Raw genomic sequence first — 23,634 nt, forward strand, 5'->3', positions numbered from 1 at the left:
AAAAAATAACCCCATCACAAATGAGGTTATTTTGCAGGCTGGGGATAGACGAGATCTTCAAGCAATTTGACATCATGCTGATGAAGTTGTTTGATCATTTCTTTTCGGACAGCGAGGGCAGCATCGAAGTATTTTTCGTCTTCGACCATTCCTTTCACTGTGATCTCAATCCCGCGGTTCAGCTTGTTCAGACCCATAATGCCATGAACTTGAAACGGTTCGATGGCATGCTGGAATTCATCTTTTTTGAGAAAATCATGGTGCATTTGATTTAAATTGTCGCAGGCCGTTTCGAGTGCTTGAAAGGCTGTGTCTGGGTTTTGATTCGCACTAATTAATACAGACTCCGTAATCCGCATGTAGTGCATGTTATAGTTTTGGATTTGCCGGATGTCTCCGTTAGAAATGGTTAACAGCTTGCCGCTCCATTCTCTAATTTGCAGAGATCGGAGACCAATTTCTTCAATCGTTCCATTAAAGAGGTTATTCACTGTCACATAATCCCCTTTATGAATTTGACGTTCATAGATGAGAAAAATGCCTGCTAAAATATCGCGAATCAGCGTCTGGGCGCCAAAACCGATGACGATCCCAGCCACACCAGCACCTGCAAGAATTTTTCCGAAATCATGAAAGAAGAGAGAAATGACATACAATACAAAGCAAATCGAAGCGGTGTATTTTGAAACAGATTTGACCAAGCTCTCGATCGTTTTTTTCTTCTTGTCTTCTATAAACTCTGTTCGTTTAAAGAACAATTGAAGCGCTTTGTTAATCAAAAAGACGGCAAGCCAAAGTACGAGTCCAACAAGGAGAATTTCAATGTATTTGTTCTTGACTACTGTTAGAAAAGTATCGTCCATCTATCGGTTACCCCCTGGCTGTACGAGAAGTAAAATCAACATCTTGATAATAGCTGTTTTTCACAAGAACATTCGGACCAAGGCATTGTACGCTTGGACAATGACAATTCAGCTCTTTTGCTAATTTTGTGTCCATCCAGCGAGTATACGCGGATTGCAATGTATCAGTAGCAATATTTCCTAGCGGCGGTGTGTCACCAAAGTCTGTCACAATAATATTCCCATCAAAAATATTCACATTCAGCCGTGAGCGTCCATCAGGGTCATTTCGTACCGTGACATGTTTCTCCTGACGCAATCGTTTGAGGAGGCGCTGGTCTTCTTCATCTGTGCTGCAAGAATAAAATGGCAGGGTGCCAAACAGCATCCATGTGTCTTGATCACGAATATCAAGCAGTTGATGAATCGCATCACGCATTTGCGGAAGCGTCAATGATTCAAGTGCGCTGGCAAAATCACTTGGGTACATCGGGTGAACTTCGTGGCGCTGGCATTTCATCTCCTCCACAATTTGCCGGTGGATGTGTTCAATATATGGAAGCGTACGCTTATTAAGCATGGTTTCAGCAGATACGGTCACACCTGCTTTGACAAGTGCCCGGCTATTTTCAATCATGCGGTTAAATAATTTCTCACGCTGCTCAAAGGTTGGTTTTCTGTCCATCATTGCAAAACCGACCGTTGCAAACTCTTCGACAGTTCCCCAGTTATGTGAGATGTGAAGGACATCTAAGTATGGAATAATTTCTTCATATCGCGCCAAATCAAGCGTTAAGTTTGAGTTGATCTGTGTACGGACGCCGCGTTCATGGGCATACTTTAATAAAGGGACGACATATTCCCGCACAGATTTGAGAGAAAGCATCGGCTCTCCGCCTGTAATACTGATTGAGCGCAGAAGCGGAACTTCATCTAAACGGCGAAGCAGTAAATCAAGCGGCAGTGCATTCGGGTCTTTAGGCTGCAAAGTATAGCCGACCGCGCAGTGCTCACATCTCATGTTACACAACGTCGTGGTTGTAAATTCAATATTTGTCAGCTTCATCTCTCCGTAGTCCTGCACATCTAGATAGGCTTCCCAAGGGTCATATGCAGGTGTAATCGGACGAAGTGCTGTTTTTTGGTTCATGGTATCTATCTCCTTTTCATTCGGGCAAACGTGGACCCGCCAACAGTTAATTTTAAGCCCCATCACCGTTATACGCAAGTGGGGTTTCATTGATTTACAAGGGAAAAAAAGATAAGCTAGAAACAAATGCTAAAGGGAGTGTATCTATGGGCAAGGCAGCAGACAGCAAAGAGCAGCAGGTTGATTATTTAAAGAACCGATTAGATATGTTTATGAATGTGATTGATTCATTAGATCCTGAATCAACAGATGTTGAGGATATAGACAGACTGATCCAGATGATTGACGACCTAGAAGCGAAATATGAACGGTTTAAAAATGATTGGAAGGAAGAATAGCTCGCACAGTGCGGGCTTTTTTCTTTAAATTGGCAGGTGAATCAGTGTATGAGTCTCGGTCTTATTCTGCACAATAGAAGAAAAACCGGGAAGTGACGTAAATGAAAAAATACATGCTCATCTGTTTATGTGCGCTTTTTGTATCTATGCCTCTCTCAGAAGCGGAAGCCGTGTCTAATCAGCCTGTCCATTGGGGATTTGCGAAAAGCAAAGAACATAAGCCAGCAGATGCGGGTAAAGAACTGAACGCCCTTTTAAAAAAGTATGATGCCTTCTATTTAGGAAACACGAAAAAGAAAGAGATCTATTTTACATTTGACAATGGCTATGAAAATGGGTACACGCCGAAGATCTTAGATGTGCTGAAAAAACATCAAGTACCAGGCACTTTCTTTGTGACAGGACACTTTGTTAAGGACCAGCCGGAGCTCGTCAAACGTATGGCGGAGGAAGGTCATATCATCGGCAACCATTCCTATCACCATCCAGATCTAACAACAAAGAGTACGAAAGAAATCAAAGAAGAGCTTGGGCGTGTCAATGAAGCCGTGTACAAAATCACTGGAAAACAAGACAACCTCTATCTTCGTCCGCCGCGCGGTGTATTCAGTGAAAGAGTGCTGAAGGAAACAAAAGAGCTCGGCTATCAAACCGTTTTTTGGTCAGTGGCGTTTGTGGACTGGCATATCCATCATCAAAAAGGAAAACAGTATGCTTACGATCAAATGATGAAACAGGCGCACCCAGGTGCCATTTACTTACTGCATACCGTCTCAAGGGACAATGCCGAGGCATTGGATGATGCCATCACGGCACTGAAAAAACAAGGTTATTCTTTTAAAAGCCTAGACGATCTCATGCTTGAAAAAGTATGGCATCTCCCTCAGCTATAGAAAAAAAGCTTGCAGAACACCTGCGAGCTTTTTCTTTATCCTTCTCTTATTTTACGCTGAAACAAAATCGGATGATGGCGCGAGAAAGAATCAATCAAGCCCTCACCAAAAATTGTGATACTTTGCTCCCAAGGATGTCCTAGCAAGCCCCAATGCATCTCTTTTGATAAAAAGAAATAATAATCTCCGTTCGGAAGCACAGGCACTGTCCATTCTCCAAATTCATCTTTTTCAAATGAGCCGTATGGTGTGATCCAGTAGCATTCGTGCTGCCAATCAAGTGCCAGCATATATTCGTCTGTTCTGATAAGCTCCTGAAAAACAAGTCATGCTTTCTCTTCAAGGTCTTCATCAGCATGTAGAAGGGAAGAGTCCTCAAAATAAGCAGAAATATCATATGTAACGAAAGGAGAAGGTACCCGAAATGAGGGAAAACGAGAGAGACTCGGATGAAATTTGAAATCTCGATAGAGCGTCTCCCATACGAGCTTTCGTTCTTGATGAGACAATGGAATCCAGTTTTTCATCTAACCGCCTCCTCAGCCATTCTCTCTACACATTATTTGAATATGCGGAACCATCCTTTATGCTTAAACCACAAAAGCATACCCGAGACGAGCAGACCCATGAAAATCAGTACGCCAAAATAGCCATACTTCCAGTGTAATTCAGGCATGTTATCAAAGTTCATTCCGTACACCCCAACAATAAAGGTCAGTGGAATAAAGATGGTCGACACAATGGTCAATGTCATCATGATCGCATTCATTCGATTAGAATTCAGCGTCTGGTAGCTGTCTCGTAAATCGGCTGTCATATCACGGTTTGATTCGACAATCTCGGTTAGTTTCAAAAGGTGATCATAAATATCATTAAAGTATGCTTGCCGGTTCGTATCACTTCTCAGCATATGCGTGTTAACAATACGATATAAAAGGTCCCTCATCGGGATAATCGTTCTTCGCAGTTTGAGCAAATCGGATCGAATCCCGAATACTTCGTTCATCAATGTTCCATATGTTTTATGACCTTCTTCATCCTCGATTTCATTCAGCCTGTCCTCTATTTGATAAATAATAGGGAAATAATCATCGACAAGCTGATCAATCAACATGTAGGCGATATGCTCAGGCCCGCTGTTTCGGGCTTTATCAGATTCTTTGAGTTTTCGAATGACACGGTCAATGTATGGCGCTTCCTTCAAATGAAAGGTCACGATATAATTGTCACCAACAAACAGATCGATTTCCTCAGATCGAAGCGTTTTTTGATTCAGAGCATGAAGCACGAAAAATAAATATCCTTCATAAAAATCAAGCTTCGGCCGCTGTAAATAATGGAAGCAATCTTCAATCGCAAGCGGATGGAATTGAAAGTATTCTTTCAAAAGCGCGGCTTCCTTTTCCGTAGGCGCATGAAAATCAATCCAATACCAGGCGATATCTGGGCTTGAAAGCTGCTGCAATGTTGCATGTTCAATCAAGTCGCCGTTTTTTGTCACTGCAATTTTCTTCAGCATGTGCACCCCTCCAGACTTGCATTATATCATGAAGCAGCACCGGTGAACTTATACGTGTTCTGCATAAAAAAAGCCGATCTCATCACTGAGATCGGTCCAATGTGCGTGTATGATTGATGGATAAAACCGAGAATTAAGGACGATGGAACGTAACAAATTTATCTTGACGGTCAAACCAGCCTCTGAACGCCCAGTTATCCCAGCCGCCATCACCGTTGTTTTTAAAGGTGCCGCTTTCAAATACCCAAATACCATAAACGACATTGCCAAGATTAGCAGTAGCAAAAGTTTTCACGCCATTAAAACGGTCTTCATAGTTCTGGCTGAGGTTAAAGACCATGACATTATATCTGCCGCCAGCAGCATAGAATGTGCTTTCCATCACGCTTTTAACGAATCCAGAACGGTTGGCATTTGCATTTACTGCGTTCACAATGGCATTGGCAATTCCAAGAACATCGAAGTTGACGTTAACATTAGGACTAGCTGTCGTTCCAGCTTTTCCTTCAGCCGCTTTGTTTAATACAGTTTGCTGTAGTGTAGTAGAGACGGGTGCTGACGTTTTTTTCTCCGCAGCGTCAGCGAATACTGGTAGTGTCGAAGAAACAGCAGTGGCAAGGGCAATAGAAAGAATGGTTTTTTTCATTGGTCAGATCTCCTTTTTTAAAAAAAGTTTGGGTCTTCTTTTTCGTAAAAAGTGAAACTAGGTGAAGCCGGTGATCAATGAGGTAAAATATGTTCCTGCAAGATAAAACAAATGATTGCCTAATCAGCTAATTCCTTTGTTCACCTCCTTGATATGTCATAATTATACAAATATTTTCAAGATAGAAGCTATCACCCAGAGGGTCTATTTCTAATTTAAGGAAAATGAACCTAAAATCATGAAGGGTGCTGTCGAATTTTAGCTGAATTCGACTAAAAATGTTCCTTCATCCAAAAGGAAAATGACCGGAAATAAGGAAGATATAACTGATAAATTCTTGTACTCTTTATGTTAGAAAGTATTCAATATAGAGAATCATTCATGCAAAGTGAAACAATCGCATCTGCGTGTTTGCAGAAAGGAAGAGGAAAATATGTGGGAAAAAGAGCTGACCGTTGAACCGCCATATCACTTTGATCAAGTGCTGCGTCGCTTATCAAGTGATCCATTAAAAGCAGTCGATTTAAATAAAAGAGAGATCAAAGTACCAATCAGATTAGAACAAACACCATACGTTGTCGTCGTTCAAGCCACCGGAACAAAAGAAGCGCCCACGTTTCGGGTGAAAGGAAATGGTCCTGAGAAACCTCTCATCTGTGAGGTGAAACGAATATTTGGCATGGAGCATCAATTAGACGCTGTGCATGAGCATTTTTCTGAAACCAATCTAGCGCCCGTTTTTGAGCGTCATAAGGGGACACCTCTCATGCTGGATTTTCATTTATATCATTGCTTGATGAAATGCATCATTCATCAGCAGCTTAATCTGGCGTTTGCTTATGAACTCACAAAACGGTTTGTTCATACGTACGGCGAGCAAATAGAGGGGGTTTGGTTTGATCCTTTACCAGAAACCATCGCCTCACTTGAAACAGAGGAATTGAGAAAGCTCCAATTTAGTGAGCGAAAAGCGGAATATGTCATCGATGTCTCAAAGCGAATTGTGAGCGGCTCTCTTTGCTTAGAAGAATTACACGAATTAACTGATCTGGAGGTGGAAGAACGTCTGCTTCCAATTAGAGGGATTGGACCTTGGACAGTTCAAAATGTGCTCATGAATGGACTTGGAAGACCAAATCTCTTTCCGATGGCAGATATCGGGATTCAAAACGCCATCAAGCGTCATTTTGACCTGCCTGAAAAGCCGACAAAAGAAGAGATGGCAGTGTTAAGCAAGGAGTGGACTCCCTATTTAAGCTACGCATCTTTATATTTATGGAGAAGCATTGAGACAGATAAATGAAAGGGATTTTCTCTCTTTGTCCAAGTCATGGTATACTAATGAGATGGAATAAAATGAAGACAACCTATCAAGGGTTCAGATAGAACGGAGAGAATGAAGTGAAGGAAAAACAGCAAAGTGCCCTTTTGCAAAAGGGACAGCAGTTTCCGCTTACCATTAAACGCCTTGGCATTAATGGGGAAGGGGTCGGGTATTTTAAAAAGCAAGTGGTCTTTGTCCCAGGTGCGCTTCCAGGCGAAGAAGTGGTTGTGGAAGCAACGAATGTCCAAGCAAAATATGCAGAAGGTACGGTTAGAAAAGTAAGAAAGCGTTCCGAGCATCGAGTGAAACCGCCATGCCCAGTATACGAAGAGTGCGGAGGCTGTCAGCTTCAGCATTTGGCGTATGAGCAGCAGCTAAGGGAAAAACGAGATATTGTCATTCAATCAATGGAACGACATACAAAACTACCAGTTGAACAGCTTGATATCAGGCCGACGATCGGTATGGAAGATCCATGGCACTACCGAAATAAAAGTCAGTTTCAAGTAGGGCGTTCTCATAGCGGTGACATCATTGCAGGGCTTTACGGACTGAACTCTCATAAGCTTGTACCGATCAAGGAATGCATCGTGCAGCATCCAAAAACGAACAAAACAACGGGCGTTGTCCGCAAAATTTTAGAGAAATTCGGTGTATCGGTCTACAATGAACGGACGAGAAAAGGCGATGTACGCTCAATTGTTGTGCGTGTCGGTTTTGAAACAGGTGAAGTACAGGTCGTTCTAGTCACATCAAAACCTGAATTTCCAAAGAAAAGAGAAATTGCCGAAGCCATTCAAAAACGTTTGCCAGAAGTGACGTCCATTATGCACAACATCAATGGTGAAAAAACGTCGGTCATCTTTGGCTATAAGACATCTCACCTAGCTGGCAACATGGTCATTCAAGAATTTTTAGGAGACGTCTCCTTCGAACTGAGTGCACGTGCTTTCTTCCAATTGAATCCGAAGCAAACGCTAAAGCTTTACGACGAAGCGAAAAAAGCGGCAAAGCTGACTGGCAAAGAAAAAGTTGTCGATGCGTATTGCGGCGTTGGGACGATTGGGATGTGGCTTTCAGATGGCGCCAAAGAAGTACGAGGAATGGATGTCATCAAAGAATCGATTGATGATGCCAAGAAAAATGCTAAAAAACACGGCATGAAAAACGCGACCTATGTGACAGGAACAGCTGAACATTGGCTGCCAAAATGGGTCAAAGAAGGCTTCCGTCCTGACGTCATCGTCGTGGACCCGCCAAGAACAGGCTGTGAGCGCACCTTCTTAGACTCCGTCAAACAAGTCCAACCAAAACGTCTTGTCTACGTCTCTTGCAACCCATCAACACTAGCAAAAGACCTCGAATACATGTCAAAAGACTACAAAATCGAATACATGCAGCCAGTCGATATGTTCCCGCATACTAGTCATGTGGAGACTGTTGTATCTCTCGTGAAAAAATAGACTTTAATCAAGGCTCGAAAATCATATTAGATTTTCGAGCTTTTTTAGTTTTGGGGCATTTCTTTCATCAGACTTTTTTCTAAATGAAATAAACACTTGCCATATTTAAATTAGTACTATATAGTTCTAATTATGAAAAAAGTAAAATTAATGAATCAAAAACGTGTGCTTGAAGTAGCTGCAACATTATTTTTAGAAAAAGGATTTGCTTATACAAGCATGGATGAATTAGTACGTGTAAGCAAAGTGTCAAAGTCTAATGTGTATTATCACTTTTCTAATAAGGAGGAATTATTAGAAGGGGTCGTTGATTATTGGATTGACATGTATCAATCCGCCATTGATGATGTATTATCTGAGAACCAATTTTTAGTTGAAGAACGTATCCAACTGTTTTTAAAGCAATTATCACAAGGAGTTCAATCGAGAGACTATAAGGGGAGCTGTCCATTTATTACTCTTTATATTCAAAGTCCTACACAGGCTACGCAAATTAAAGAAAAAATAGGACTGTTTTTTACAGGATTACAAAAGAAGGTTTTTCTATTACTGAAACAAGGAGTAGAGAATGGAGAATTCAGAAAGACGATTCATATTGATGAGGTTGCATCCCTATTTATTACCAATCTTGAAGGCGCGTTATTTATTTCAGAAACATTGAAGGATGCCACTGTCATCACAAAAACAGCAGATCATTTATTTAACTTGCTTCGATAAAAGAAGCATTTTTTTTACATCAAATTAGTACTGAATAGTACTAAAAAGGAGACTTCATATGAAAACAGTATTTTTAATTGGTGGAACAGGCTTTATTGGAAAGGAGTTAGTAAAAGAATTAGCCAAAGAGGATGTGAACATTCTTCTTTTAGTGAGATCGAAAAGTAAAGCAACACGCACTTTTCAAGAAAGAGGCATCTTAAAAGAAGCAGTGATGCACTTTGTTGAAGGTGATTTGACGAAAGTCGATTTGGGTTTAAGTGCTGAAGATAAGGAGAAGGTATTGAAAACGGATGTGATCATTCACGCAGGAGGACCCATGGATATTCAAGCGACAAGTAAAGAGGCCGCTTCCGTCTTTTTAAATGGCGCCAAACATATGAGTGAGTTAGCTAAAAGTATTCATCAATTGAAGGGCTTGCAGCAATTTATTCATGTTGTCGGTTATATGAGTCCCTTTGATGATCAACATAGCAAGGTTGAAATTGATGTGTTTAAAGAAGGAAACAGCTATTTGAAAATAAAAAATCCATATGAGAGAACAAAATTTTTAGCAGATCTTTATATTCGTCAACAGGCATCAGTAGTAGGTTATCCGCTGTCTGTCATTAATCCGCCAACTGTCGTCGGTAGTAGCCAAACGGGGAGTACAGAGCAAATAGCAGGAGTAGGCTTGCTTGTGAAGAGTATGCAAAGAGGGCTCATGCCGGTGATTCCTGGAGGTAAGGACTATAGGCTGCCACTTATTTCAAACGATGAGTTTGCGAGGTTTATTGTGCAGATTTTCAAATTGGAGCAGCCGGCTATTCAAACATATACGCTTGTTGAAGACTGGCAGCGCGATCAGAATATTGGTGAATTATTGAGTGTGATGTCAGAAAGTATGAATATGAGGTCACCAAAAATATCTGTCCCAATGCCATTGATGAAAGCTATGATGAATAGTGGCGTAAGTAAAATCACAAACATTCCTTCTGATGGATTGAACTTTATGACAAAAAGAACGTTTTCAAATGTTGCAGTGAAAAAAATAATGGGAGAAGGTTGGTTTCAGAAGACAAGTGTCATGAAATTTTTCCCTGCTGTAGTAGCTGATCTGGATTATCGAATGATGAATCCAAACGGTAAGGATGATCATTTATTTAAACGAACACTATGTGATAACACGACCCTTTACCAATTACAAGGAGAGGGGAAGCCGTTTATTTTATTACATGGTTTGTTGAGTGATGGAGAGGATTTATTCCCTTTAGCACAAGAACTGCATGAAAAAACGAATCAACCTGTATGGATCTTGGATCTTCCAGGTTTGGGACGTTCTCCTTTTAAACGAGAGAAACATCTTCTAGATATCTATTTGAATGTCGTAAAAAAGGTATTGGAGAAAGCGGCGAATGGTGCACATCTAATTGGCCATTCATTCGGTGCATATATTCTTCTGGAAGCATTGGTACAAGAGTACATCGATCAGAAGTATTCAATCACTTTACTTCAGCCGCCTATTCATAAGAAAAATGCTGCATCACGAAATGTTCCTCAATTTATGAACAAATGGACATTGAAATGGGCATCGACTAATATGATAGGGCGTTATGTCTTAAGGACTGGTTTGTTTGAAAATACGGAGAGCATCCCTGAACATTATATTGAAAAAGTCAGAAATAGTTTTACGTCTCCTAGAATATTAAATACGACGGTTCAGCTTAACAGCTTACTACAACAGAAAGCCAATCAAGATGATTTCAATGAGGTCACAAAGGATCATCTTCATATCATTTGGGGAAATGATGACAAAGGCTATTCAGCCCCATCACATCTTGGTCAAGTTGACTTTATTCCATATGGTCATCATTTTCCTCTCAGCCATCCGAGTGAAACGGCAGCATTGGTCATAAAGCAGCTGAGAGTATGGGGTAAATAAAAGGTTTGAGGGAGACCAGCGTGGCTAAATAATCTCACTAGTAAAATACTTGATGAAATCGCGAGAAACAAAGTGAACCATATCAATGAAATAGAGGAGAATGAGAATGAGCCAATTCGATATTCTAACAAAATACTTACCGATGCTTCAGGAAGATCCTATTGGGGAATGGGTCATCGATCAAGAAAATGATGGTACAGTTGAACATCCGATTCAGATGCCATTTGTGAATTATTCCGAAACGGTCCGTCACTTGATTACAGATATTTATACCTTTGCCGAACAACACGAAGAGATGGAGCTTATCCGCTACAGAGAAATCATGATAGAAAATGGGATTGAATCGGGACTGAACGATATGGAGAACGTGGACATCTCAAATTTAAATGCGCAGTGCGTGCTTGCTCTGATGATGGAGGTTGTGAGAGCCGAACGATTTAGCGAGGGTGTCATCCTCAATTTCTTTAAAAGCGGAGCTATTGTAAAGTGCTTGGAAAGATTGGATTGTTTGGATTCATCAAATGAAAAGTAAAACACATGCAGTCAACACTTTTCGTCCTATGAAAATAGAAGAAATTGATTCCATTTTATTAAATGATCTTGATGCAATAAAAATGGAAAAAGAAGATGAGCGTATAAAATTCATTTTACAAGATCCCTATTGTCCTGATAAAAGTGATATTCACAGTGTGTATGTCATCTATAAAAGGTCTATACTCAATTTACTTGAAGGTAGGATACGCTCTATTCATAGTTATGAATTTATCAATGCTAAGAAAAAGGATCGAACGATTTCTAAAGAAGATATTGAATATGTACTAGAGATGGCTACAGTTGTGGTTCTCGCAAGTGATAAAAGTGGAGTACTGACAAATTATTATTTTAGCGGAGTCGGTGAAAGGTTAGATTGTATTTTTAATCTATGCTTAGGTTATTCTTCGGATTTACAGAAAAAAGAAAACAAAGTAAGTTTGCAACGATGTATGAATGATATAAAGATTGTGGAAGAGATGGGCTTGTTAGAACAATTTTAGAATAATGAGCAAAACCTAGATGTTAGAGACATTTAGGTTTTTTCGCGCTTTTGAAAAATTTATTCAACTTCATGTTGACCTTCCCCTTAACTGAAAGGTTTATACTTTGATCAGATCAACAAAACGGAGGAGATGCAGGATGTTCAAGATCGGTGATTTTTCTATGTTAAGTAAAGTGCCTGTTAAAACCTTAAGATACTATGACCAAATTGATTTATTAAAGCCAAAGCAGATTGATCAAGATTCGGGATACCGTTATTACTCAGCTGAGCAGCTGCTTGAGGTCAATCGAATTTTTCTGTACAAGGAATTAGGCTTTACGTTAAAGCAAATGGCTCAGCTTCTTCGTGAAGATATCTCAGTAGAGCAGATTCAGGGCATGTTTCTGCTGAAAGAAAGTGAGATTCAGCAATTGATCGAGAGAGAACAACAGAAATTAGCGCGTATTAAGGAACGGATGCACCTCATTCAACGAGAGGGATGTGTTGAAAAAGAACAGGAGGTCATCATCAAATCTGTTGAAAGCAAACGCATCATGTCTTTTCAATCGAACGGAACGGTTGATGAGATTCCCTCATTCTTTCAAACGTTTCATCATTTATTACTTAAACATCAACAAGAATCGATCTCGGGACCACAAGTAGTGCTATGGAGGGAATCATTCGAAAAGGAAAGTGAGTTCGAATTTGAGGTAGGGTATTCCGTCAAAGCGTTAAAAGGCACTCTTCCTCAAGGAATCACGATACGTACGTTACCTGCTGAAGAGACTATGGCGACACTATTATTTCATTCCCATTCTCCATCTGCACAAACAGCTTGTATTGACCTAGCGACATGGATCGAAAATAATGGATACCGCGTGAAAGAAGACCAGCCGGGCCGAGAGATTTATTATCCATTGTCTGAAACTGAAGAAGGCAGACTCATTGAAATTCAAATTCCGATTATAAATGAAAACAAATCGTAAACATTGCCCAAAGGAGAAACGTCACGATGAAGAATAAAACCGTTGTCTATTTACTTGCATTAGCAGCCTTTTTAATTGGAACAATCGAATATATCATTACAGGCATTATCCAAATGGTCGCAGATGATTTACATGTCACGACGTCTGCCGCTGGATTATTGGTCACGTCTTTAGCGCTCTCAGCGGCCATCGGTGCACCTATTGTCATTGCACTGACCATCAATATAGACCGCAAAAAAATACTGTCATGGATGCTGATGATTTTTATTTTAAGTAATGTCATCACAAGTGTCAGCCATTCATTTGAAATGGTAATGATGACAAGGATTTTACAAGGAATCAGTGGGGGGACGGCTATTGTAGTGGCAATGGCTGTTGCGACTCGTCTTGTAGAACGTGAAAAAAGAGGAACAGCTATTGGCATCATTTTAATGGGATTAAGCAGCTCCTTGGTTTTAGGCGTTCCAATCGGGACATTTCTAAGCAGTATAATCGGATGGAAAGCATTATTTGCAGCCATTGGAGTGATCACGCTTATTCCGCTGATTGTTGTGTACAGACGAATCCCCTCTATGAAAGAACAAGAACCGGTGACGCTTCGTATGCAGTTATCGATTTTAAAAGATAAGCGGATATTACTTGCGGTGGCAGTGACGCTATTTTATGTAGGTGGATATTCCACGTTATTTACCTATTTAACGCCCTTCCTGCAAGCATCAGCAAACCTGAGCATCACAGAAATCAGTGGCATTTTGTTACTAGCGGGAATATGCAGCTTTTTGGGCTCCAGCCTTGGAGGGGTGGCAGCAGATAAAAAAGGCCCAATATTCACGATTTTCACAGGAATCATTTTGCAAATTATCATGCTCATGCTGCTAGCATTCGTCACAGGGAATCTCGTGGTTATGGTGGCTGTCATCATGATATGGATGATCGCTACATGGAGCACATCACCAGCTCAGCAGCTATATCTTGTCACACTTGTACCAAAATCTCCAGATATCGCGTTAAGTGTCAATACATCATTTATTCAATTCGGATTTGCCTTAGGCTCTGGTGTAGGAGGGTTTGTGCTAAGCGAAACATCTATATTAAACCTAAGCTTGATCAGTGCTGGCACGGTTTTTCTCGCTTTACTGATGACCATTCTAATGGTAGCGTTTGGCCGATTTTCTCAGCGTAAGAGTTTGAAGGTGATCGAGCAAGGAAGCTAACTGACATTCAATGTTGTATGGAAGGAACTACTTATTTGGGGTAGTTCCTTTTTGATTTGAAGAATGCACCAGTGAAGTTTTTTATTTGCTACAATAGGAGTCAATATCCAAGCTGCTAGACAAGGAGAGAGTACAGAATGCCAATAAGTGAGGAAATGATCAATCGAAAAGGCGCTCGAAAAGGGACTGATATCCCCCATGAAGTTTTGAACCTTTTGAATCAGGGAGAGATCGAAAGTGTGAATTTAACTGAATGGCTGGCTGTCAATCATATGACGCTAATACAGCATGTTTTGTCGTCCGCTGGTTTAGACCATCGTTTAGGGGAAGTATCATCTGAGATCGCTAAACAAAAAGCTGAATCAGGAATGAAAGCCATTCGGCTCATTGGTCAATTGTTAGATGACGTGCTGCGTGAAGAGAATGAAGAAAAACAAGCGGAAGTGCTGCAGGTATTTGCTCACCACGTATCTGATAGCGTTCGATGCTGGGCTGCTTATATGAACAAACAGAGTTTATCAACATTGGAAGAGAAACTGGCGTACATTCAACCATTTGCAGCTGATCATCATTTTGGTGTTCGAGAAATTGCATGGATGTCAGTGAGAGAAAGTCTAAGTCTTCAGCTTGATCAAAGTATAGAGCATTTAACAGAATGGGCAAAAAGCGAGGATGAAAACATTCGCCGGTTCTCTGTAGAGTCGATCCGTCCGAGAGGGGTATGGACAAAGCATATTGAGTTATTAAAACAAGAGCCAGAGAGGGCACTGCCTATTCTAAATTTACTCAAATCCGATCCATCCACATATGTTCAAGATTCTGTAGGAAACTGGCTCAATGACGCGAGTAAAACACAACCAAATTGGGTAACGAACCTGTGCGACCAGTGGTCAAAGGATTCTGACACAAAAGCAACTAGCAGAATTGTGAAGAAAGCCAAGAGAACGATTGTGAAGGAGAATTTGTGAATAAGAACATGAACTGAATGAAGAGGATTTCTATCAATCATTCAGAGAGAAAGTCTCAAAGCGAGCTCAGCAAACATATAGCCCCATTTCGTGGGATATAGTCTCTTCAATTCTGCATTCTATATATCTTATCTTCTCATTGTCATACTTTTGAATGAAATTGACTCAATAGAATTGACGCAAGAACCATAAATAGGTGAAGATGAAATAAACTGTAAGATAAAGGGAGACGAATAATGATACATATCGTATTTGGGGCAGCGGCTGCCGATAGTTTAAAACAAGCATTCTGCGAAATGAAGCAAGAGCAAGTAAATGATATGATCGTCTTTCATGACATTTATTCGATTGGCCCCCTTCTGAAATTGCAAGAACATGAGGGACAGGAGAAGCGTATAGAGTGGCTTCGTCACGTGATGTCAAATGAATTTGGCCATTTTGATGACATGGTCATCGATCAGCATAGAATGATTCAGCAAATAAAAGATATCAAAGATGGTACGCGTATCCTCATCTGGACAGGCAATAATGCCCATGAGCAAATTGGTTTGCGATATGCCATCTACTTATTAAAAGAGAAAAACATTGAATTGTCTCTCATTAATACAACGACTGCGTTTGACAAGTTGTTCAATACAAATACAAGACGAATGGATATTCGACATACAGGGGAAATCACATCTGAAAAATTGAAGGTTTTGTACAGAAGTAAAGAGCATATTCACGCAGTGTCAAAAGAAGAAAGAGAGAAATTACAAAACGAATGGCTATTATTTGCTAAAGAACACCATACCCTGAGAGTATGGCAAAAAGGACAAACGATCAGCGTACCAGAGGATGAATTTGATGCTTATTTAGTGAAAATGGCAAAGCGGCTTCATCAGTCCCATCCAGAAGAGGAGTACATCGTAACGCCACGATTAATAGGAGAAGTGATCGGTCATTTAGAACAGTATATCGGCGATGATTTTATTGAGTATCGACTTAAGACATTAATTGATCAAGGGATTTTTGACATGATAGGGAGTCGAACTTCCATGCGTTATTACTCGTTTAAACTGACAGAGTTCGGACAGCACTTCAAAAAATGGGTGTGCTGTCGAGAATTTGTGGAGCATCCTTTCGTGAAAATTGAAGGAGATTACGGTGGTGAACCTTTTCATTGTGGGCATTGTCAATGTCATTTAGAAAGAGACGATGTACCAATAAGCGATACACTTTTCTCGAAGATCTGGAATTGGAACATACAGTATGGCCGCTGGTTTGACGAAGAGACAGATGATTTGGTGCTAAATGGTGCAGACATGGAAAAGAAATTCAATCAAGAAGGAGAGCGCATCACTGAAGAAGTGAAACGAGCCTTATTCCCTGCGTTTCAAATTGAATACAGTCCAAGTAAATACAACCAGCATATCATTTAAAGAATGAATTTCGGTAGCACTGCAAAAAATAATGCTTTACATGATCCATCACCTTCATGTAAGATATGGAGAAATTAAAAGCGAAGAAAAGGACATGAGCCATTTTTACTGGTTACCAGAGAGGGAAGTCACGCTGAAATCTTCCTAGCGCAGAAAAGTGTCTTACCACCTTTGAGCTGTATTGGGGAAATCATAGTATCCAATATCGTCTACGCCACGTTACGGCACCAGAGCCATAAAGCGAATACGCGTTATGGGAATTTGGGTGGAACCACGGATTACACATTCGTCCCTTTATGAGGGATGGGTGTGTTTTTTTGTTCTCTCAACTATGATCATTGCTTTGAAAAGGACATGAGCCACTTTTATTGGTTACCAGAGAGGGAAGTCACGCTGAAATCTTCCTAACGCAGAAAAGTTGTCTTACCACCTTTGAGCTGTATTGGGGAAAATTGAAGTATCCAATACCGACTATGCCACGTTACGGCACCAGAGCCATAAAGCGAATATGCGTTATGGGAATTTGGGTGGAACCACGGATTACACATTCGTCCCTTTATGAGGGATGAGTGTGTTTTTTTATATCAAAAAATGAAAGGTGTGTCAGTCATGAGAGAAAAAATGGTGAAGATTCAATTTCCAGATGGAAAGATAAAGGAGTTCTCTGCAGGTACGACTGTCGCAGATGTTGCCTCCTATATTAGCCCAAGCTTAAGGAAGAAAGCAGTGGCAGGAAAGATCAATGAACAAATGGTCGATGTCAGTCATCAGCTGGAAAGTGATGCTCGGCTGTCTATTGTCACACTCGATTCAAAAGAAGGGCTTGAAGTGCTGCGCCATACATCTGCACACGTATTAGCCCAAGCTGTGAAAAGGTTATACGACAATGTCACACTTGGAATCGGACCTGTTATCGAAAATGGATTTTACTATGATATGAAGCTCAATCAAACATTAAGTGTAGAGGATTTGGCTGCAATTGAAAAAGAGATGAAAAAAATCATAAACGAGAATCTTCTCATCCAAAGAAAGGAGGTCTCTTACAAAGAAGCTGAATTGTTGTTTGCACATGATCCATATAAGCTAGATATCTTAAAACGACTCCCCTCAGAAGTGGCCATCACAGTGTATCAGCAGGGTGAATTTATCGACTTATGCCGCGGTCCTCATTTACCTTCTACTGGGTTCGTAAAGTCATTTAAGCTAACACGTGTTGCAGGGGCTTATTGGCGGGGGGATAGTCATCAAGATGTATTGCAGCGAGTGTATGGTGTCGCGTTTCAACATCCAAAACAACTAGCTAATTATCTTCATTTCATAGAAGAAGCAAACAAACGTGATCACCGGAAATTAGGGAAACAATTATCTCTGTTCATGTTTTCAGAAGAAGCGCCAGGTATGCCGTTTTACTTACCAAAAGGGCAGCTTGTGAGAAATGAATTAATGGCCTTTTCAAGAGAAGTTCGAAGCAAAGCGCAATATGAAGAAGTGAGCACACCGTTTATGATGAACCAAGAGCTATGGGAAAAGTCAGGTCACTGGGATCATTATCATGAAAATATGTATTTCTCAGAAGTTGATCATACAAGCTTTGCTTTAAAACCGATGAATTGTCCAGGGCATATGCTTATGTTTAAAAACAGCTTATTTTCATACAGAGACCTTCCGATCAGAATGGCTGAGTTTGGTCAGGTGCATCGTCATGAATTTAGCGGCGCATTAAATGGATTGTTCAGGGTCAGAACTTTTTGCCAAGACGATGCCCATATTTTTTTGAGAGAAGATCAAATTGAAGCTGAAATCAAACGGATTTTCCAATTAGTTGATCATGTGTATCGGACATTTGGGTTTGAGTACTCTGTGGAACTATCCACTCGTCCAGAAAAGGCGTTAGGGGATGATGCCATTTGGGATATTTCAGAATCAGCGCTAAAGAATGTGCTTGATCGGCTAAAGGTCGATTATCAGCTAAATGAAGGAGATGGGGCATTTTATGGACCGAAGATCGATTTTCATATTAAAGACGCCTTGCAGCGGAGCCACCAGTGCGCCACAATTCAGCTGGATTTTCAAATGCCTGAGAAATTTGATTTAACATATATCAATGAAAAGAATGAAAAGGTACGGCCAGTTGTGATTCACAGTGCCATTTTTGGCTCTCTTGATCGTTTCCTTGGCATTCTCATCGAGCATTTTGCAGGCGCCTTCCCATTATGGCTGGCACCAGTACAAGTACAAATCATCCCTGTCTCAAAGGTTCACCTCGACCACTGCCTTGAGGTGCAGCAGCAATTAAGAAAGATTGGAATCAGAGTCACAATCGATGAACGGGATGAAAAACTCGGCTATAAAATGAGAGAAGCACAAATGCAAAAAATCCCTTATATCGCTGTCATTGGCGATACAGAAATGCAAGAAAAAACACTGAATATCAGACAGCATGGAGAAAAGACATCTAGACAGCTGACTATTGATGACTTTAAACACATGGCGGCTCAACAAATAAAAGACAGAACAGCTGCTCAAGAAATGATGTGCTGATTTCATGAAGAAGGATAAGACGTTCATTGAATGATGGGCGTCTTTTCATTTGCGAAAAAAGCCGAATTGACAATAAAAAGGGAAAATATTGAAACGTTTTTTCGGTGGAATCGTAATAAAGATAGAGCGTTCAACAGAAACATTTAAACGGGGAGGAGTTTATGACATGGAACAAGCTGCACTGAAAAAGATGAGGACAAAACAAATAGCTGTCTCTAATTTATTTGTCGGACTTATGATTATCGTTTTTTTTATGTTGATTCAAATTGTTAAAATCCAATTTACACATTTCCTTTTTTGTTTAGGAATTTTAATGCTTCTTCAAGGTATTTTAGGCTTTATTAGAAAAGGGACAACAAAATCTTTCATTCCAATTTTCGAGCAGATAGCTATTTATGAAAAAGAGAAATTAGGGAAAGAGTGGGAAAAAGAAAAACGGTTAGATCATGTTTGGAAAGTCATATTGAGTGGCATTATGTTTATTCAATCATTCACTTTTCAAAATGTGGATAATACATTCAGTGACGTCGATCCTGCATTGATCATTTTCTTGTTTTTGATGGTTCTAGCCATTTTAAATATAAGCATGCTTTTTCGTTTTAGAAAAATTGATCGATCAACTGTAGGTGAATTAACAGGCTACACAAAAGAGTCAAACATAATGGCAATAGCTTTAGGATTTTTTATGGCCATCATCATCTTCATCTTTATCGTCATTTTTGTTCTTCCATAAAATATAACCATTTTGAGGTGAAACCATTGAATGCAAACATTCAACAACTAATCGATCAGACAAAGGCGAAATTTGGCTTGGATCTTTATGATCTAAAAAGACACAGCTTTTATCGTTACGTCAACATGTTCAATGAAACGATTTATACATTGAATATGGAATGGTTCCCCTCTCATGAACCTGAGGATGACGATGTCAACCCAGACGGCACTGCTGTTATTGAAGTGAATTTGAATACAGGACAGATCGAATCGGTTATTTTTGTCATGGACAAAACCTATGCGCAGCATGGTGTCACGTTTAAGAGACCTTATCCAGCCCATGTCATTCAATGGATCGAACAAGAAACAGGGTTGATCTATGGAGAGCATTTTTATATGCATCAGAAGGAAAAAGGGGAACTTTCTTTCGAAGAAGCAATAGATGGTGTGAAAGTAACACCTTCAGGCAGAATCGAAGTGAAATGGGATGAACATGGACAGCTCATGTACTTTACACACCACGGTCCATTTTTAGCCAAAACATTACTGAAAGCTGAGAAATATGCGCTTTCCCTTGATAAGCTGGAGAATTTAGCCGAGCAGCAAGTCCAGCTGTTTCAATGGCCTTCCTTCGAGCACAACCGAATCCGATCTATTTATGCGTTAGAAGAAATTTATGTGAAAAACGATGGAACAGGCACGATTCCGTTTGAAATTGGACGTGAAGAAACGCATTGTATACATGTGAATAAGGTCATTGAATGGAATGAACCGTTAAACAATACCTTTGAAAAAAAAGAAATAGACATTCATGAGAATATTTCAGCTGAACAAGCTTTCTCATTGGAACCGTCACCAGATTCCTTCCCGATATCAAAAGAAGAGCAAGCTGAGTGTATCAAAGCAGTCCGAACCTTCTTGGCGCAAAAATATCCAAAGGATTCAGGGAAGTGGATTCTGAAAACACTCCATCGTGATCATGGATACATCCATGCAATATTAAAAACGAACGGGCAAGAAGGCAGTGGGTTTATGGACAAGATCAAGGTCTTCATTGACGCCAGCTCGTTTGAAGCCGTTCATTACATAGATAAAAAGGAAATGTTTCAAGTGTGCGGGATACTGAGCCCCTCTCAAGCGGCAAGTGAAATTTCTGTAACTCAGAAAGAAGCCTTTGAAAAATTGAGAGAATGTCTTGAAATTACACCTATCTACGTCTATGACGAAGCGCAAAAACAATATGTTCTGTGCGGAAAGCTCGATTGCCATGATGGTGTTGATGCAGAGAGCGGCGAAGTGTTTTCTTTGAAAGAACAGTGAGGAGCTGTTCTTTTTTGTCTCAATGCACCAATTTTTTGAAGAAATTTGGAATTTTGTAGCAGGAAGTTGTCGTTTCATCACGAAAGAAACAGATAAGAATATGATCATAGGTCCATCGGTTGGAATATAGTAGACGTCATACATATGAAAACCTCATGACAGTAAAGTTGATCTACATTGCTTTTTGAAGAAAAATGAAATCGTGTCTCTAGTAGTATACAACATTTGGTGGACTGACATCATAGGATGACTTTAAACATGTTTGTTTTAGGTAAGCTTGAAGCCATGATAGAAGAAAGTGAGGATATCTACCTTGAGTACATTGGAAGTGTTTCGTCAGTTTTTGGTTGACCATTATCCTGCGTTACAAGATGAACTTTGGCTAAAAGATGTTGATACCCTTCGAATCTCTCCTATTCTTCATCCTTTTCTGAAAAGCAAGCTGCCAGAGGGGGTCGAAAAATTCACTTGTGTCCTATTCACGCAGCAGACCGATCAAACCGCTGCACCACTCAAAGTATACCTTCTATTAGATGAATATGAGCAATCACTTTATGCCATTGATTTGATGAATGAACAAATCGTGCTTCATTAATACAGAAGCAAAAAGCTGCTAGAGAGCTCCTCAGCAGCTTTTTTTGATATACATTAGTCGATCATATCAACCAATCTTCGGTGCAAGTTGTCCAATTCTTTCTTTGTTGGAAAAGAGCTGATCAGAAGCGTAGACCGCCCGAATTGAACCGGAAGCTCAGTATCAGTCACAATCATATCAATCCCAAGTTGATCCATCGTAGTATCATTTAATGTATTCTCTGGACTTGTGAAAATGTGAATGAGAGGAGGCACGCTTAATTTAATTAAATCAGCAATAAACAAGCTATGATAATAGCCTAATGTTGAAATAACAAAAATGTTCAGCGCGTTTCTCCGTTCCATCTCCAAATGAACAAGTCCTCTCCATGAAGACGTAATGATACGAATCAATTCCCGTTCATTTTTCACAAAAGAACCGAGGATATCGTCTGTTTTTAACTCTTGGATGATATGAGTAATCCTCGAATAGAAGTAAGGAAACTGTTTTTTTACCTCTGATAAATAGCTCGATTTCTTTTTGAAAAGGAACCCATCTCTTACGGTAATTTCATTGGAATACACATAATATTGGAGAAGAATGAGTGTCATCACCTTGCGATTCGCTATTTCTTGATGAAAAATCGACTCCAATTGGTTGATAAATGAATGAATGGCATCATAGAGTCGTGGTGTATGTGACTGAAAGAACGTCAATTTTTCTTCGACAGTTTCAATTGATTTAAAGTGACCAATAGCTGGTTCGATCAATAGCAAAAAGACAAATTCATGATGATCCAGCGTCACATCAAATACGTCTTTGGTCATTCGGCAAATATGCTCTTCCCATGTTTTGATTTGATTATAGATCCCTTTGGCTGCAGAATTTTGTTTTTCCTCTTTCATTGAGTACGTATATTTACGGCTTATTGTGAAATTTTTCCTCATTCGGTGAATGGAGACGGCAAACCACAGGCAGTATTTATCTATTGCCACATCTGGCACATTGACTTCAAGCACCTGAAATAGCTCCTGTAATAAATCAACTGCGTCTTGCTTTTGAATATCATCGAATGGCCAAAGCCGGCTTCCATACACTTCAAACAAAAATTCAACAAAGAATTGACGAATCTCCTTCTCATTTCCATGGAACTGCATACTATCTGGGCGTAACTCAATGTCATAAGAGATAAGAATGGAATTGATTTTATGAATGGTGTTATACAATGTGGATCTACTGATATTAAGCGTGTCCATCCATTCATAGAAAGACCTGTTTTGTTCGAAAAAAATGCCGTCAATCAATCGAATTTCAATCGTATCTTTTAAAATTTCTTTGATATAGTAGTCGACTCGTATCGTCTGTGTATAACAAATGGATATGCCTTGTCTTGGCTTTATGTGGATTAACGGCTCTCCGTTCTCTGTTTGGAACGATTTCATTTGTTCTAAATCGCTTTGAATGGCACGAACCGAACCGATATGTTCATTCGATATCTCTTGAAGGCTCCACCACTTATTTTTGGATACAAGCAGTTTTAAAATGTTTATCCATCTCTTTGATTTATTATCAATGAGCTCCATCAAACAACTAACTCCTTTCCTTGGATTGCTCTATGTTATGAAGTTCACTTAAAGAACATTTGATTCTCAAAATAGGCATGAAATGATTGTAATGTTTAGGCTAAATCGTTTTGTCTTCACTTTTCATGATAAAAGAGAAAAAAATTAGACGAAAACAAATGTTATACGTTGATTCTCCATATTTTTCTTTTAAAAGGTGATAAATGAGTCATGAATCCTATAAAAATGGATCATTTTAGATATTTCGTTTATTTTTTTGCTGTTGAAACGGTAAATGTAAGAATAAAACGCAGCAGCTTTTTGATTACCATATGAAAGGGAGTAGAAAGGAATGCGATCTACATGATGCTGAACTGTCTCACCATACATACCATATGATACATGCTTGTTTCATATGAACGAACCATATGTGAATACATGCTTATATATGCATGTACACATTATTTATTGTTCATTCCAGTATAAATAGAAAAATTCACATTTAT

At 39.8% G+C, this 23,634-nt stretch carries 21 protein-coding genes and 1 pseudogene; 16 read left to right on the top strand and 6 right to left on the bottom strand.

Going from position 1 to position 23,634, the window contains the following annotated elements; all coding sequences use genetic code 11:
* Window positions 1–26: 26 nt before the first annotated feature.
* Both MHI16_RS04215 and yfkAB read right to left on the bottom strand, forming a co-directional pair.
* Window positions 27–863 carry a mechanosensitive ion channel domain-containing protein gene (locus MHI16_RS04215; protein WP_058015734.1) on the bottom strand — a complete coding sequence of 279 codons (837 nt, stop codon included), beginning with the start codon at window positions 861–863 and terminating at the stop codon, window positions 27–29.
* Window positions 864–870: 7 nt separating this feature from the next.
* Window positions 871–1,992: a radical SAM/CxCxxxxC motif protein YfkAB gene (gene yfkAB / locus MHI16_RS04220; protein WP_050944782.1), complete on the bottom strand. Its 1,122-nt coding sequence runs from the start codon at window positions 1,990–1,992 to the stop codon at window positions 871–873.
* A 146-nt stretch (window positions 1,993–2,138) separates the two neighbouring features.
* Here yfkAB and MHI16_RS04225 point away from each other — a divergent pair, with 146 nt between their 5' ends.
* Both MHI16_RS04225 and pdaA read left to right on the top strand, forming a co-directional pair.
* Entirely contained in the window at window positions 2,139–2,330 is a 192-nt protein-coding gene (locus MHI16_RS04225) for an SE1561 family protein (RefSeq protein ID WP_012009274.1), read from the top strand.
* Between the two features lie 101 nt (window positions 2,331–2,431).
* Window positions 2,432–3,223: a delta-lactam-biosynthetic de-N-acetylase gene (pdaA, locus tag MHI16_RS04230; RefSeq protein WP_061407100.1), complete on the top strand. Its 792-nt coding sequence runs from the start codon at window positions 2,432–2,434 to the stop codon at window positions 3,221–3,223.
* Between the two features lie 35 nt (window positions 3,224–3,258).
* On the opposite strand, the pseudogene MHI16_RS04235 reads toward pdaA, so the two are convergent.
* The 3 genes and pseudogenes from MHI16_RS04235 to MHI16_RS04245 all read right to left on the bottom strand — a co-directional run bounded on the left by MHI16_RS04235 (window position 3,259) and on the right by MHI16_RS04245 (window position 5,388).
* A pseudogene (locus tag MHI16_RS04235) lies at window positions 3,259–3,750 on the bottom strand (DUF2716 domain-containing protein).
* A 32-nt stretch (window positions 3,751–3,782) separates the two neighbouring features.
* Window positions 3,783–4,742: a magnesium/cobalt transporter CorA gene (gene corA, locus MHI16_RS04240; RefSeq protein WP_342498106.1), complete on the bottom strand. Its 960-nt coding sequence runs from the start codon at window positions 4,740–4,742 to the stop codon at window positions 3,783–3,785.
* Window positions 4,743–4,875: 133 nt separating this feature from the next.
* Window positions 4,876–5,388 carry a hypothetical protein gene (locus tag MHI16_RS04245; protein ID WP_044139727.1) on the bottom strand — a complete coding sequence of 171 codons (513 nt, stop codon included), beginning with the start codon at window positions 5,386–5,388 and terminating at the stop codon, window positions 4,876–4,878.
* Window positions 5,389–5,821: 433 nt separating this feature from the next.
* On the opposite strand from MHI16_RS04245, the gene MHI16_RS04250 reads away from it, so the two are divergent.
* From MHI16_RS04250 to MHI16_RS04315, 14 genes are all read left to right on the top strand, one after another.
* On the top strand, window positions 5,822–6,691 hold the full coding sequence (locus MHI16_RS04250; protein WP_342498107.1) for a DNA-3-methyladenine glycosylase: 870 nt from the start codon (window positions 5,822–5,824) through the stop codon (window positions 6,689–6,691).
* Between the two features lie 98 nt (window positions 6,692–6,789).
* On the top strand, window positions 6,790–8,175 hold the full coding sequence (rlmD, locus tag MHI16_RS04255) for a 23S rRNA (uracil(1939)-C(5))-methyltransferase RlmD (protein ID WP_061407102.1): 1,386 nt from the start codon (window positions 6,790–6,792) through the stop codon (window positions 8,173–8,175).
* Between the two features lie 150 nt (window positions 8,176–8,325).
* Window positions 8,326–8,892 carry a TetR/AcrR family transcriptional regulator gene (locus tag MHI16_RS04260; protein WP_342498108.1) on the top strand — a complete coding sequence of 189 codons (567 nt, stop codon included), beginning with the start codon at window positions 8,326–8,328 and terminating at the stop codon, window positions 8,890–8,892.
* Window positions 8,893–8,950: 58 nt separating this feature from the next.
* A complete protein-coding gene (locus tag MHI16_RS04265; RefSeq protein ID WP_342498109.1) occupies window positions 8,951–10,813 on the top strand; it encodes an alpha/beta fold hydrolase in 1,863 nt (620 codons plus the stop codon).
* Window positions 10,814–10,919: 106 nt separating this feature from the next.
* Window positions 10,920–11,345, top strand: a complete 426-nt coding sequence (locus tag MHI16_RS04270; RefSeq protein ID WP_061407105.1) for a DUF6508 domain-containing protein — start codon at window positions 10,920–10,922, stop codon at window positions 11,343–11,345.
* On the top strand, window positions 11,335–11,847 hold the full coding sequence (locus MHI16_RS04275) for a hypothetical protein (RefSeq protein WP_061407107.1): 513 nt from the start codon (window positions 11,335–11,337) through the stop codon (window positions 11,845–11,847). The genes MHI16_RS04270 and MHI16_RS04275 overlap by 11 nt, the downstream gene beginning before the upstream one ends.
* Before the next feature lie 139 nt (window positions 11,848–11,986).
* On the top strand, window positions 11,987–12,814 hold the full coding sequence (locus tag MHI16_RS04280; RefSeq protein WP_061407109.1) for a MerR family transcriptional regulator: 828 nt from the start codon (window positions 11,987–11,989) through the stop codon (window positions 12,812–12,814).
* A gap of 26 nt (window positions 12,815–12,840) precedes the next feature.
* Window positions 12,841–14,028 carry an MFS transporter gene (locus MHI16_RS04285; RefSeq protein ID WP_061407111.1) on the top strand — a complete coding sequence of 396 codons (1,188 nt, stop codon included), beginning with the start codon at window positions 12,841–12,843 and terminating at the stop codon, window positions 14,026–14,028.
* 137 nt (window positions 14,029–14,165) lie between these two features.
* Window positions 14,166–14,996 carry a DNA alkylation repair protein gene (locus MHI16_RS04290; RefSeq protein WP_061407113.1) on the top strand — a complete coding sequence of 277 codons (831 nt, stop codon included), beginning with the start codon at window positions 14,166–14,168 and terminating at the stop codon, window positions 14,994–14,996.
* Between the two features lie 236 nt (window positions 14,997–15,232).
* Window positions 15,233–16,417: a DUF1835 domain-containing protein gene (locus MHI16_RS04295; RefSeq protein WP_342498110.1), complete on the top strand. Its 1,185-nt coding sequence runs from the start codon at window positions 15,233–15,235 to the stop codon at window positions 16,415–16,417.
* Window positions 16,418–17,026: 609 nt separating this feature from the next.
* Window positions 17,027–18,958, top strand: a complete 1,932-nt coding sequence (thrS, locus tag MHI16_RS04300; RefSeq protein WP_342498111.1) for a threonine--tRNA ligase — start codon at window positions 17,027–17,029, stop codon at window positions 18,956–18,958.
* A gap of 166 nt (window positions 18,959–19,124) precedes the next feature.
* Window positions 19,125–19,691 (top strand): hypothetical protein, encoded by a 567-nt coding sequence (locus MHI16_RS04305; RefSeq protein ID WP_342498112.1) that lies wholly within the window; start codon window positions 19,125–19,127, stop codon window positions 19,689–19,691.
* A gap of 17 nt (window positions 19,692–19,708) precedes the next feature.
* Entirely contained in the window at window positions 19,709–20,992 is a 1,284-nt protein-coding gene (locus MHI16_RS04310; RefSeq protein ID WP_342498113.1) for a hypothetical protein, read from the top strand.
* Between the two features lie 313 nt (window positions 20,993–21,305).
* Window positions 21,306–21,587, top strand: a complete 282-nt coding sequence (locus MHI16_RS04315; protein ID WP_058015748.1) for a hypothetical protein — start codon at window positions 21,306–21,308, stop codon at window positions 21,585–21,587.
* A 53-nt stretch (window positions 21,588–21,640) separates the two neighbouring features.
* Here MHI16_RS04315 and MHI16_RS04320 read toward each other — a convergent pair whose 3' ends face one another.
* A complete protein-coding gene (locus MHI16_RS04320; RefSeq protein ID WP_342498114.1) occupies window positions 21,641–23,149 on the bottom strand; it encodes a helix-turn-helix domain-containing protein in 1,509 nt (502 codons plus the stop codon).
* Window positions 23,150–23,634 lie beyond the last annotated feature (485 nt).

It is taken from the genome of Bacillus sp. FSL K6-0923, from assembly GCF_038630825.1.
GTDB lineage: Bacteria > Bacillota > Bacilli > Bacillales > Bacillaceae > Bacillus > Bacillus pumilus.